This is a genomic window from Rhizobium sp. L9 (assembly GCF_002531885.1).
Taxonomy (GTDB): domain Bacteria; phylum Pseudomonadota; class Alphaproteobacteria; order Rhizobiales; family Rhizobiaceae; genus Rhizobium.
In genome coordinates this window covers 146,121-159,029 of record NZ_NWSZ01000011.1, presented here as the reverse complement: position 1 = coordinate 159,029, position 12,909 = coordinate 146,121, and the positions used below count along the sequence as shown (strand labels likewise).

The following is a 12,909-nucleotide window of genomic DNA, read 5'->3' as shown; positions in this document are numbered from 1 at the left end:
GGAAAACCTGCCCATGATCCAACGTTATCAGAAAGGTTCGCGAATGAGCCAAGCCGTCAGCTATGGCGGTCTCGTCTATATTGCCGGCCAGGTCGCGGAAAATCGCAAGGCTGGGATCGAAGAGCAGACTCGCGATGTGCTCGGCAAGATCGACGCTCTTTTGAAGGAAGCCGGTACGGACCGCTCGCGTCTGATCGCCGTCAATGTTTTCCTGCCGGCAATCGTCGATTTCGAGGCGATGAACGGCGTCTATGACGGCTGGATCGACATCGAAAACCCGCCGGCGCGCGCCTGCACCGAAGCACGCCTCGCCGATCCCGATTTGCGCGTCGAAATGACCGCGATCGCCGCGCTCTGAGGGCGAAGTAACCGCCCGGACTGGAGACATGATGCACAGCGGCATTGTCAATCCGATCGACTTCTCGCGCGAGGGCCGGCAGGCCGGCCAACTCGCCATTCCTTATTCGGTAGACCGTTCGCCCTATTATCAGATCCGCATCCCGGTCCTCCATCTCAGGAATGGCGAGGGCCTGTCTCTGCTGCTGATGGCGGGCAATCACGGCGACGAATATGAGGGCGAGCTCCAGCTCGGCCGGCTGATGCGCCTGCTTGATGTCGCCGAAATCCGCGGCGCCGTCACCATCCTGCCGATGGCGAACCTGCCGGCGGTTATGGCGGCCAAGCGCTGTTCGCCCTTCGACGCCGGCAACCTCAACCGGGCCTTTCCCGGCGATCCCATAGGGTCGCCGACGGCGCGGATGGCGCATTTCCTGGAGCACGACCTCTTTCCGCGCCATGACGTTGTGCTCGACCTGCATTCGGGCGGCACGTCGATGGCGCATCTGGCCTGCACGCTTATCGAGCGGCAGGCTGATCTCGCTCGCTTCGAGCGGTCCGTCTTGCTCATGCGGGCGATGGGCGCATCGCATGCCTTCATCGCCGATAACGGGTCGGCGGCGCCGACATCGATGGGGGCTGCGGCACGGGCCGGAATAATCGGTCTTTCCGGTGAGTTCGGCGGCGGCGGAACCGTGACTCCCGCGACAATGGCCTTCACGGCGGCGGCGATCGACCGCCTGCTCGTGACGCTCGGCATCGTCGAACGCCCGGTCCTCTCACGCGCTCCGTTCCCGGAGCCGGGACCGTTGCAGCTGCTTTCGCTGTCCCGGCACAGCCAGGGCATCTACGCCAATCGCAGAGGCTGGTTTGAGCCTGCTGCCGCCCTCGGCGCCACCGTCTCGGCCGGCGATCTCGCCGGATGGTATCACGACCTGGAACGCCTTGAGCAGCCGGAGGAAGAGCTGCGTTTTGCGGAGAGCGGCATCGTCATTTCCCATCGGCTGCATTGCGACAGCCAGGCGGGGGACTGCCTGATCCAGGTTGCCGAGCTCATCGCGGCCTAGGTGATGGAGGCGACTGCCGCCCTGACCCAGTCGAGGCGTTTTGCCGGGATGAGGCCGTAATTGTAGAAATTCACGCCGTCGGCGCCGGCATCGACGGCGGCCTTGGCGCGGGCGGTCAGCACCGCGGCTTCGCCGACTTCGGGATAGAAGACACGCAGGCCGACCCCCAGGAATTTCTCCGATCCAAGTGCCGCCCGGCCGGTGCGGATGACATCACCGACGGCATTGGGCTCCATGTCGTAGCAACAGAGAATAGCCCCGTCGCAGAGCCTGCCCACTGCTGCAAGATCGACGCCGCCGAGCCAGCCGTCCTTCAGGTCGATCAGCACGATACGGCTCGCCGGATCGGCCGCCGCCTTGATCTCGCCGATCAGACTGTTCACCGGTTCGCTGCGCCAGGCGAGATAGGCATAGAGATCGGGATGGCTGCGGAAGGCATCGATGCCAGCTGCCGGAAAATCCGGGAACTGCCGTTCCGGCACGGCCCGTTCGCAGAGTTCCGCAATGAAGCCCGCCACCAATCGCCGCGCGCCTTCGACCGGAACGCCGGACTTTACGGCGCACGCCGTGCAGTGGTCGCAGAAGCAGAGCGACAGCAGGAAATCGTCTTCGGCATTCAGGCCGACACCATCTTTTTCGTGATGGTATTCATGCGCGAAGCCCATGAAGTTCGGGCTTTCGAGTTCCACCATGTCGGGCCGGTAATTCACCGTGATGTCGCGGACAAGGGTGACGGCATAATCGCGCGCCGCCGGGCTGGAGGGGCAAAGATTGTAATAGTTGGGATTGCCGAAGGCGTTGCGCGTCACGTGGGCGGGATGCAGCATGCCGAGGCGGCTATTGTGCAGGCAGACCGTCCAGCAGGAAACCTTGAGACCAGTCACCTCCCGATCCCTGACGAGTGCTTCCAGCATATCGCCGCGCTCGGTCACATTGCTGGCCATCAGCGGCCGGATCACCTTGTCCTGCCACAGGCTTTCATCCGGCCAGAAGTAGACCGTCCCGTCTTCGGGGAAGTAGGCCTTCTGCTGCGGGCTGCGCGGCTGCAGGAAACGGCCAGCATGATAGGAGGTCGCCAGGCTGACCGTGGTGAGGCCCGCCCGGCCGGTAAGCTCGGCGGCAAACGCGTCGAGTCCCTGGTCCTGGATGTCCCAGGGGTAAGTCCACATGGATAGATGCATGGCGCGCTCCCGTCAAATCTGTCCACTTTATAGAACATGTGTCCATAATAGTGTCCAGACCGATCTTAGGACATGAGCCCTTGGAGCCCTCCGTCGTTCGTCAGATGTCGACGACGAGGCCCTTGGCTTTCAGCACCGGCGCCAGATTGCTGACCTCGATGACCGATTTGCCCGCCTTAGGCACCGGGCATAGCCGAAGATTCAGATCGCCCGGTGTTGTGATTTTCGTAGCACGGCGCGCCGACTGATGGGGTCAGACGAAGTTTTGATGGAGCGCAATCCGCGCCCTGTGGGGACATAGCGCCGGACGCCGTGATGGCAGCCGGCGCTATTGAGACCAAAGCGCTTAAGGCCCGTAGGCCCTCAATCTGCGATCGATAGTAGTCTCGAGTTAGACAAGTTTGAATGTTTTTCGTGTCGCTTCAACTTTGCCCTTCATGTCATCCAGTTTTATGGCAATCCAGAACTCAGTTTTTTCGTCGAATGGGCCGGCATCTAGTTCCGGTTTAACAATGAGCGACAACACTTTGTCTGTGCTCGTCGCGGAGCCGTCGGTATCTATCTTGATTTTATAGGTTTCTTTCTCGTCGCTGCTAGTTGGGTTTGAAACGTCGTCACTCCCGTCTGGCTGAGTAGAGATATAGACATATATCTTGTTGCTGAGACCGGAGCCTATTATTTTAAAGGGCGTTCGAACAAGTAATGGCGCAACGACGGTCTCCGGCTCGAGGCGCTCGATTTTAACTTTAGGGGTTGCGGCGGGCATATGATCCTCCCTCATCCGTCTTAACTTGGATTACTCGTTATCGCCTGATCTTCGAGGAATGAACCCGCCTGATCTTGACATCACGCCACCGGAACGGGACAAGGCACCGCCCGATCTGGACATCGCGCCGCTCGCCATCCCACGGGGGTCAGAGGAAACCTCGGCCGACAGAAGGATTTGCTCGAGGGTTCCTGTTTCAGCATCCAGTCTCATCGAGACGTCGCCCTTGTCATAAATCCAGACCCTCATGTCCTTGGCGAGTGCTCCGAATTGGGAGCCAAGGCCGGTTCGCGCGCTCGAACCAGGAGCCCGATACAATCTGTCATACTCGATATCGCCACCCACGTTCCTCGGCGGCGGATCGTCAGGGTCGGCTCCCGGGCCGTGGACAACGAAGATCGCTGGTCGACCAAGTTCAACGAACGCCCCCTCGAAGGAGAAGGCGAAGATTCGCGCCAGAACCGCGTCAGCTGCACCAAGCTGGTCTCTCAGAAAATTATTTCTTCCCGCTATTGGTACGCTTAGATTCTGATAAATGGGGCCTCCTCTAAGGATCAGATCGCTCAGCGGACGTCCGAACAGATGTATCGATGATATGCCTAGTAAAGTTTCATTGTCTGCCACTTCTCCCTCCATCTCTGTGATCATTGACTCCTAGCTGATGTCGACAGCAGAACTTTCTCGCGATAGCTCATCTTCGGAAGCTTCAGATGATCTCTCGGCAGCAATATTCGCGCAGAGTGAAAATGGCTGCGATGCTCGCTACCCTTGAGAGGCGCGCCGGCGTGTAGCTCGCCGATCGCCCGTTGCCCGAAATTTCCGGTGATGATCCCCGCGAATTGGCCGCCACTTTCCTTCCGATCAACTGCAAGCATCGTTTCCGCGACGTCGCCGTAGTCCAGAAAATCGGGTGCGAGAGCCCACAAGGTTTCGGCCAGATATGTGCCGGCGATGTCTCGTGCATCGAGCAGCGCTTCGACAAATCCATCCGGGTTCCGCCCAAAAGCGCGGTCGAAAGCGTGCTGTACGGGTGCCTCGGCAGTCGGATCGAACTCGGCAATATCGGAGAGATCTTCGACGGCCCGCGAGATAAGACCTCGCGCCACCAGGCTCTCGTGGAAGATATCGACGAGTATATCGAATACCGCACCGGTGAGCGGTTGCGAGAGCTCGTGTTCGTCCTTCCAGCCACGAGTGAACTCGGCCATCGTCCGTTTGTTGTTTGCCGAACGAATTTGGCGATGCGGCGAAAATTCCGAAAAACGGGCCAGGCGATTTGCCCGGTAAAGGTTGCCGCACGTCTCCTCAAGAACATTATCGATCACCGATGGAAAATGCATGGCAGCGATCAGCGACACGCAGTCGGAGAAGGCCTCCTGGAAACCGAGATATTCCGGATACTCGGTTCCCGGGCGCGGTACGCCGAGGACGCTGAATATGATCGCGTGTCCCACCTCGTGGGCGATGACGTCGAAATCCAGGCTGAAGGGAAGGATGCGCCCGTCCTTCTCGAACTGGCTGCCGACTTCAAGAAAGCCATAGCCGTACTGAGCATTGTCCCACTGCGGCAAAATGGAGATTTCCAATCGGTCGTAATGATCGCGAAAATGCCACGTAAGCGGCTGGCCGAGATAGCGCTCCCAGACATCGAGTGTGAACCGGACGCAGCCGAAGACATGTGCGGCTTCGAAACCGGGCATCGAAGGTCGGAGATGGTCGAAATTGCCGCCCCAGTCGGGATTGGCCGGCTCGAGGATTTTGCCGGTCCAGGGCGGAAGGGACATATACGGCGTTCCGAGCGGGCCGTGGTTTACGCCATAGGGAGAGATTTTGCCGACCGGCTCAACAACAAACATGCGATCGTCGGCCGGACCAGCGGTCAGGCTGCCCAACGGAGACGACACTTCGACAATCTCGGGACTGGACCGAGCATCTTCAAAGGGAGGCTGCACAAAAAGTCTGAACCGGGTGCCCATCCGCTCCCCCTCAAAAGACTTTCATGATTGCCAGTTTAAGTTGACATTCGACGCTCGCGGCAGATTTAGCAAGTAATAAAATAGTATTAGGGGCGTTATTCAGACAGTGAAACCAGTTTCAAATAACGCGGGTGACTGCGGATGGGATCGAGATCGGAATCATTCTTGAACCAGAGTCGCATTTCGATACCGACTTGCGGCATCCAGACTTCAAGCAAGTCTATCGCCCGATCGATCTCGCCAAGCAGTGCATAGGTGCAGGCGGCGTTGTACTGAATGTTTATGTCATCGGGATCCGTCGCCAGGGAGCGCGCCAACCATTCCAGTGCGGTGTCGCGAACACCGAGGAAGGCAAGGGCCGTCGCTCCCAGGCAGGCAACATTGGCATTCTCTGGGTGGAGCCGCAGTTCCTCCTCCGCCCTTTTCAATGCGATCCTGGCATAGCTGCTGGCCTTATCTATTTGTCCGAGTGAACGTAAGACATTCACAAGCATGATCGGTGCACCGTAGTCGGCAGGTTTGATTTCCATCGCCCGCTGAAAGTGCGTAGCCGCAAGTTCGAACTGACCGTCCGTCACGCAAAATTCGGCATAGTAGCGGTTCGCCTCGTGGCAATTGGCATCGAGCGACAAAGCCTGCTCGAATGCGGAAACTGCCTCAGTGCGATTGCCGGCCACCGCCAAAGCAAATCCCTTGGCCGCATAGGCCTCCGCCAGATTGGGATCGATAACGAGCGCCGTCGCCGTGTTTGCAAGAATATCCTCCACCGGAATTTCAGCGCCGAATTGAGACCGCAGGCGCGCATCGCAGACCGCGATGCCGGCATAGGCGCGGGCATAACCCGGATCCAGTTCGATGGCTCTGGCGAAGCTCCGCCTGGCCATCAGATGGTTGGAGCGTGAGGCAATATGGTAGTATTCGCGCCCCCGGAGGAAATGCGTATAGGCCTCAACGCTCTCTGTCGGCGCCTGCTCGATTGCCCGCTTCTCCTCCGGCAGCAGCTTGACCTTGAGCTGCCCGACGATTGCCTTCACGATCTCGTCTTGCATTTCGAAAATGTCGGTCAGGTCGCGGTCGTAACGCGCGGCCCAGACATGACCGTCGCTCGCTGCTTCAATCAATTCCGCATTGATCCGGACGTGATTTGCTGCCTTGCGGACGCTGCCCTCCACGATATAGGCAACGCCGAGTTCGGCAGCGATGCGTTGGAGGTTTTCGCTCCGGCCTTTCCACGTAAAGACAGTGTTGCGGCTTAGGACGAACAGGCCTGAAACATTCGACAGATCAGTGATGAGATCTTCGGTGATGCCGTCGCTGAAGAAATCCTGCTCGGGATCGTTGCTGATGTTGGCGAATGGCAGAACTGCAACCGACGGCTTGTTGAAGGGCGCCCGTGTGTGTCCGCCTGCCATAAGCGGAATCTCTTCGCTGGAGGGGGCATTGCCCCAATCGGCAAAATAGACATGGACCGGTCGGGATATATTCTTGACGGTCATGGCGCCCTGGTCTGCGAAACCGAGGCCGAGCTTGTTGGCGACTTCGTGGCGCACGGCCGCCGAACAGGCGATACCGCCAGGGGCTGCAAGAGCTTGCAGCCGGACCGCGACATTAATGCCGTCCCCATGAAAGTCATCTTCATCGAAGACGATGTCGCCGAGATTCAAGCCTATGCGGAACGCAAAGTGCCTGTCCGCTGGAATCCCTATGTTGCGCTCCAGCATGCCGCGCTGGATTTCGACAGCGCAGCGTGCCGCACTTAGCACGCTGCCGAATTCGACCAGAAAACCATCACCCATGACCTTGATTATATGTCCGCCATGGGTTGCGACAGCAGGATCGAAGAGTTCCCGGCGATGCTGACGAAGGGCGTTGAGCGTCTCCTCTTCATTGGCTTCCAGAAGGCGGCTATAGCCCACCACATCGGCAGCCAGAATAGCCGCCAGCCGACGTTCAACAAGCTCTGCGCACATGCCCGTCTCCTCAACGCGCTGGTGGCAATACTATTCAGTTCAAGAAGCTAGCCAGTAATGTTGCCGGACGATTGTATTACTGACAACCAAAATCTCCCGCTCGGTTGTAAGAACCGCCGGAGCCGCTTGATGATTTGAATGGAGCTTCAGAATTGATGGTGCGGCCCCTCATAACGAGAGGCCGCCGGTTCCGGCATCGTCAAGTTTTCGCAGCGGCGATGCTCTCCCGCAGGATAAGCCTGCTGCGGATGACGGTGCGCAGCTTTGCCGGGTTTTGCGCCCGGCCAATGGTGTCGAGCAGGAGTTCCACCGCCGCGCGGCCCATCTCTTCCACCGGCTGCTCGATCGTTGAGAGTGGCGGCGCGGAGAATTCGCAGACCGGCGAGCCGTCGAAGGAGACGACGGACAGATCATCGGGGATGCACAAGCCTGCACGCTTGATGCGGCTGATGAATGAAATGGCCATGTCATCGCTGGTGGCGATAACCGCTGTTGGTTTTTCGGCCAGCTTCGTGAAATCGTCCGCCGCCTGAACGCCGATGTCGAAGCCGTGCTGATAATCGAGCCGACCGCCCGAGCGACGCACCGCCTGCTGTGGCAAGCCGGCTGCATCGAGCGCCTCGAGCACGCCGCCATAGCGCTCGACATCGTGATAATTGCCTTCAGGGCCGGCAAGATAGAAGAACCGCCTATGCCCCAGCCGGACCAGCTCGGCCGTGACGTCGCGCACAGCCTCGCGATCGTTGGTAACGACGCTCTGCAGGCCCGCATCGCTCATGTCGAGCAGCATCGACACGATCGGCAGGCCGGAATTTGCCAGCGAACGCCCCTCGACCTCCGGTAGCTTCGACGACAGGATGATGGCGCCGCGCACGCTGCCGCCGAAGGCGAGATCCAGAATGTGTCGCTCGGAGGCCTCGTCGCGATCAAGGTTGGCGATCATCAGGTTATAGCCGCGTTGGATCAGCGTCTTATTGATGCTCTGCAGGACCTGAGGAATGATTTGGGAGACGCCATAATAAAGCGATCCCGGCAGGATGATCATGATGATGTTCGATTTTCCAACCCTCAGGCCGCGCGCCATCGCGTTCGGCGTGTAGCCGAGTTGCCTAGCGGCCGCATTGATCTTGGCGCGGGTCTTCTCGTTGACCCGTCCGGGATTGGCAAGCGCCCTGCTGACCGTCGATATCGCGACACCGGCGAGCCGCGCAACGTCAGCCATCAACGCGCCGGACGGCTCTTCTGCCGCCACATCTTTGTTTTTATTCACCTTTAATTCCGCCTCCCGGATGCTTCGATTTGCGATTCTAAGGCAGGTGACGATTTATAGCAAACGTTTGCCAAAAATCGCTTGCTTAAAAAACCAGCTTGGCTATCATTTGTGCATGGCAAACGATTGCCGTTTCTAAGGCTTTGAAATGCATGATTTATTGCATGCGTAGCCGCTGCTTCGCATGCAGATGGATCGTGGCTTGAGAATGGATAGGTTATGGCCACTGACGACAGACTACGCTTCGGCGTCGATCTCGTGACGTTCTTCCATCCCGGCTTCTGGGGCGTCGGCAGCCATGATGCAATTGTCGACCATGCACGCGCCGCGCCGCGCGCCTTCTGGGACAAGATCCTCGACAGCGTCCAGACTTCCGGCGTCACCGGTGTCGAGTTGACCTTCTCTCCCTTCAACTGGCAGGACGCGATCAAGACCTATGGTTCGATTGACGGCTTTGCCGCCGAACTGGCAAGGCGCGGGCTGACGCTTTGCAGCGGCTTCTTTGCCGAGCTCGAGGCAGCGGGAGACTTTACCGACCCTGAAGCCCAGCGCGCGCTGATCGACAAGGCGGAACAATATGCCGATTTCCTGAAAGCCTGCGGCAGCGACATCATGGTGATCGGCGCGCCCCTCCGCCAGACTCTCGGCGCCCAGCCGGTGCAGTTCCATGATTTCGACCGTGCCAAGGCAATCGCGGATTTCCTCAACCGGCTCGGCGCGATCCTCCATGGCAGGGGCGTCCGGCTGGCGCTGCACACGGAGGCGCATTCGGTCTTTGCCGGCGCGCGCGACGTCGACCTGATGATGCTTTTGACCGATCCGGCCTATGTGCATATGTGCCCCGACACGGCCCATATCATCGTTGCCGGCTCCGACCCCGTCCAGCTCGTCGATCGCCATCACGAGCGGATGATCATCGCTCACTGGAAGGATGCGATCGGTCCGATGCCTGCCGACACCCCGATCGACAAGCACATCCATGAACGCCACCAGCCCTATTTCTGCGGCTTCGGCCTCGGACGGGTCGACTGGCCGGCCTGGATCCGGCTGCTGCGCGACCGGGCCTATGAAGGCTGGGCGATCCTAGAACTCGATGCCGCGCCGGATCCCGTCCGCGACATCGCCAACGGGCTGACGCTCGTCCGGCAGGCGCTCCTGCCGATCTATCGCTGATATTATTCCGAAGACGACAAACGCCCCGCCAAGAGGGCATTTCCAAGAGGTGGAACAATGAAGACCATGATGAAGCTTTTTCTTGCCGGCGTTGCTTTCGCCGGTCTCGTCGCCGCGGCGCATGCCGAGGACAAGCCGACGATCGAGATCATGTCGTCCTGGACGTCGGGCGGCGAAGCCGCGGCCCTGAACGTCATCAGAAGCGAATTCGAAAAGCGCGGGGGCGTCTGGAAGGATTCCTCGATCGCCGGTTTCGGCGCGGCCGATGCCGCCTTCCAGAACCGCATCGTTGCCGGTGACGCGCCGGGCGCCAAGCAGGGCGTCATCGGTCTTGCCGCCGCCGATTTCGTCAGCCAGGGCCTGTTCAATCCAATAGACGACGTAGCCGCCGCCGGCAAATGGGCTGATTCCCTGCCGAAATCGATCCATGATCTCATTTCCTATGACGGCAAGGTCTATCTCGCTCCAACAGGCGCCCATGGCGAAAGCTGGGTCTTCTATTCCAAGGAAGCCTTCAGCAAGGCTGGTATTGCGCAGGAACCGAAGAGCTGGGACGAGTTTTTCATCGATCTCGACAAGCTCAAGGCCGCCGGTATCATCCCGGTCGCCTGGGGCGGCCAGCCCTGGCAGCAGACCAAGGTCTTCAACATGATCCTGCTCTCGCAGGTCGGGACCGACGGCTTCCTGAAGATCTATGCCGACAAGGACAAAGGCGAAGCCTCAGTCGAGGGCGTGAAGAAGACGCTCGCAATCCTCGGCAAGCTGCGCGGCTATGTCGATGCGGGCGCGGCCGGCCGTAACTGGAACGACGCAACCGCCATGCTGATCACGGACAAGGCCGGTGTGCAGTTCATGGGCGATTGGGCCAAGGGCGAATTCACAGTTGCCGGCCAGGAGCCGGGCAAGGATTATGGCTGCATGATCGCTCCTGAATCCAAGGGCATGGTCTATATCGCCGACGCCCTCTGGTTCCCGAAGACCGGCAACGCCCAGACCGACAAGGCGCAGAAGCTTCTCGCCGAGGTCGTCATGGACCCGACCGTCCAGGTTGAATTCGCCCTCAAGAAGGGCTCGGTTCCGATGCGCTCCGATGTCGACAAGTCGAAACTCGATGCCTGCGCCCAAAAGGGTCTCGAACTGATGAGCGCCGGCGCCATCGTGCCGGATCAGGCGATCGTGCTCACGCCCCAGCAGGTCGGCGCGCTCGATGATTTCGTCGACGAATATTGGAGCGGCGGTTCGAACGACGCGGGGACCGCTGCCGAAAACTTCTTCGCCATCTTCGAGTAGGATCGTGCCCGTGGTGTCGGGCCGACCCCGATGGCCACGGCTGCCGGCCGCTGCGTGCTACGCGGCGGCGGGTGTTCCGCTTTCCATCCGTCAAAGAGCTGGCCGATGTCCGTCAAACGCAAGCGTAATCTTTCCGCGACCATCGCCCTCTTGCCGACATGGTTCGCCGCGGTCGTGGTCTTCATCGGCACCATGGCCTGGTCGATCCGGCTGTCCTTCACCAACTCCACACTCTTTCCGTCCTCGACCTATGTCGGCTTTGCACAGTATGCGAAGCTCTTCGCATCCGCCAAATGGCTCGCCTCGCTGCAAAACGTCTTGATCTTCGGTGTCCTCTATGTGGCCGGCTGTCTGGTGCTCGGCTTCCTGCTGGCCGCAGCACTGGACCGCAAGATCCGCTTCGAAAGCGCCTTTCGGACGATCTTCCTCTATCCCTACGCCATGTCGTTCGTGGTGACGGGGCTGATCTGGCAATGGATGCTCAATCCCACACTCGGCATTCAGGCAAGCGTGCGTTCGCTCGGCTGGGAAAGCTTCGTGCTCGACTGGGTGGTTAATCGCGACATGGCGAACTACGCGCTCGTGCTCGCCGGCGTCTGGCAGGGCGCGGGGCTCGTCATGGTGATTGCGCTTGCCGGCATACGCGGCATCGAGGCCGAGCAGTGGAAGGCGGCGCGCATCGACGGCATTCCCGTCTGGCGCATCTATGTCTCCATCATTCTGCCCCAGCTCGGGCCGGCGCTCGCCGCTGCCGGCATGCTGCTCGCCATGGGCGTGATCAAGACCTACGACATCGTCGTCGCCATGACCAATGGTGGCCCCGGGAATGCGACCGAAGTGCCGGCGAAATTCATCATGGACAATCTGTTCGGGCGCCAGAACCTCGGCCTTGCCACAGCAGGCGCGACGGTGCTCGTCCTCGGCGTCGTCATCGCAGTCGCGCCGTTCCGTTACGCGATGCACATGCGCAACCAGGCAAAGGGAGGGGCGTGATGAACCAGCCTCACCCGAATGGGCCGAAGCCGGCACGGATCACGGCGGGACGCATCGGCCTTTATACCTTCTTGGTCGGCGCTGCGCTTTTCTTCCTTCTGCCGCTCTATACGATGGTCGTCACTTCGCTGAAGTCGATGGACGAAATCCGGCTCGGGCAGATCTTTGCCCTGCCTGCCACGCTCGATTTCTCCGCCTGGGTGACCGCCTGGTCGGGCGCCTGCATGGGGACCGTCTGCGTCGGCATTCGTAGCGGCTTCTGGAATTCGGTGGCGATCACCGTGCCATCCGTCGCGCTCTCGGTCTTCATCGGCGCCGTCAACGGCTATGCGCTGTCGCTCTGGCGGCCGCGTGGGGCAAATGCGCTCTTCGGCCTGCTCATGGCCGGTGGTCTGATCCCCTATCAGATCTTCCTCTATCCGATGGTTCGCGCCATGGCGAATATCGGTCTCTATAATTCGCTCGCCGGCATCATTCTCGTCCATGTCATCTTCGGACTGCCGCTGGTGACGCTGCTTTTCCGCAACTATTTCGTCAGCGTGCCGGAGGAGCTCTGCAAGGCCGCGCGCGTCGACGGCGCCGGCTTCTGGCGCATCTTCTTCGAGATCATGCTGCCGATCGCCGTGCCGATGGTGGTCGTGGTTTCGATGCTGCAATTCACCGGCATCTGGAACGACTTCCTGCTTGGCCTCGTCTTCGCCGGCCGGGACAACCTGCCGATGACCGTGCAGCTCAACAACATCGTCAACACCACGATGGGCGAGCGGACCTATAACGTGAACATGGCGGCGACGATCCTGACCGCCATCGTTCCGCTCGCCATCTATTTCCTGTCCGGCCGCTGGTTCGTGCGCGGCATCGCCGCCGGCGCAGTCAAGGGGTAACGT

The 12,909-nt window shown here is 60.1% G+C and carries 12 protein-coding genes and 1 pseudogene; 6 read left to right on the top strand and 7 right to left on the bottom strand.

Annotated features, from left to right (window positions below):
- Positions 1–13 precede the first annotated feature (13 nt).
- Together CO660_RS13330 and CO660_RS13325 are read left to right on the top strand one after the other, a co-directional pair.
- The gene (locus CO660_RS13330) at positions 14–358 is read left to right on the top strand and encodes a RidA family protein (protein WP_088394588.1); all 345 of its coding nucleotides are present in this window, start codon (positions 14–16) and stop codon (positions 356–358) included.
- 31 nt (positions 359–389) lie between these two features.
- On the top strand, positions 390–1,403 hold the full coding sequence (locus tag CO660_RS13325) for a succinylglutamate desuccinylase/aspartoacylase family protein (RefSeq protein ID WP_097599096.1): 1,014 nt from the start codon (positions 390–392) through the stop codon (positions 1,401–1,403).
- Here CO660_RS13325 and CO660_RS13320 read toward each other — a convergent pair.
- From CO660_RS13320 to CO660_RS13295, 7 genes and pseudogenes are all read right to left on the bottom strand, one after another.
- On the bottom strand, positions 1,400–2,584 hold the full coding sequence (locus tag CO660_RS13320) for a hypothetical protein (protein WP_097599095.1): 1,185 nt from the start codon (positions 2,582–2,584) through the stop codon (positions 1,400–1,402). The genes CO660_RS13325 and CO660_RS13320 overlap by 4 nt on opposite strands.
- A 100-nt stretch (positions 2,585–2,684) precedes the next feature.
- Positions 2,685–2,762: pseudogene (locus CO660_RS32790) on the bottom strand (S-adenosylmethionine--2-demethylmenaquinone methyltransferase); the annotation flags it as partial.
- A 213-nt stretch (positions 2,763–2,975) separates the two neighbouring features.
- Positions 2,976–3,350, bottom strand: coding sequence for a hypothetical protein (locus CO660_RS13315; RefSeq protein WP_097599094.1), 375 nt, complete (start codon positions 3,348–3,350; stop codon positions 2,976–2,978).
- A gap of 30 nt (positions 3,351–3,380) precedes the next feature.
- Positions 3,381–3,986 (bottom strand): hypothetical protein, encoded by a 606-nt coding sequence (locus tag CO660_RS13310; RefSeq protein WP_097599174.1) that lies wholly within the window; start codon positions 3,984–3,986, stop codon positions 3,381–3,383.
- Between the two features lie 8 nt (positions 3,987–3,994).
- On the bottom strand, positions 3,995–5,326 hold the full coding sequence (locus CO660_RS13305) for a hypothetical protein (RefSeq protein ID WP_097599093.1): 1,332 nt from the start codon (positions 5,324–5,326) through the stop codon (positions 3,995–3,997).
- Between the two features lie 95 nt (positions 5,327–5,421).
- Positions 5,422–7,296 carry an adenylate/guanylate cyclase domain-containing protein gene (locus CO660_RS13300; protein ID WP_097599092.1) on the bottom strand — a complete coding sequence of 625 codons (1,875 nt, stop codon included), beginning with the start codon at positions 7,294–7,296 and terminating at the stop codon, positions 5,422–5,424.
- 199 nt (positions 7,297–7,495) lie between these two features.
- Positions 7,496–8,566 (bottom strand): LacI family DNA-binding transcriptional regulator, encoded by a 1,071-nt coding sequence (locus CO660_RS13295; RefSeq protein ID WP_097599091.1) that lies wholly within the window; start codon positions 8,564–8,566, stop codon positions 7,496–7,498.
- A 219-nt stretch (positions 8,567–8,785) separates the two neighbouring features.
- Between CO660_RS13295 and CO660_RS13290 the strand changes: the two genes are divergently transcribed.
- From CO660_RS13290 to CO660_RS13275, 4 genes are all read left to right on the top strand, one after another.
- Positions 8,786–9,739 (top strand): sugar phosphate isomerase/epimerase, encoded by a 954-nt coding sequence (locus CO660_RS13290; RefSeq protein WP_097599090.1) that lies wholly within the window; start codon positions 8,786–8,788, stop codon positions 9,737–9,739.
- A gap of 57 nt (positions 9,740–9,796) precedes the next feature.
- Positions 9,797–11,029, top strand: a complete 1,233-nt coding sequence (locus CO660_RS13285; protein ID WP_097599089.1) for an ABC transporter substrate-binding protein — start codon at positions 9,797–9,799, stop codon at positions 11,027–11,029.
- Positions 11,030–11,134: 105 nt separating this feature from the next.
- Entirely contained in the window at positions 11,135–12,022 is an 888-nt protein-coding gene (locus CO660_RS13280) for a sugar ABC transporter permease (protein ID WP_097599088.1), read from the top strand.
- Positions 12,022–12,906: a carbohydrate ABC transporter permease gene (locus tag CO660_RS13275; RefSeq protein ID WP_085780761.1), complete on the top strand. Its 885-nt coding sequence runs from the start codon at positions 12,022–12,024 to the stop codon at positions 12,904–12,906. The genes CO660_RS13280 and CO660_RS13275 overlap by 1 nt, the downstream gene beginning before the upstream one ends.
- Positions 12,907–12,909 lie beyond the last annotated feature (3 nt).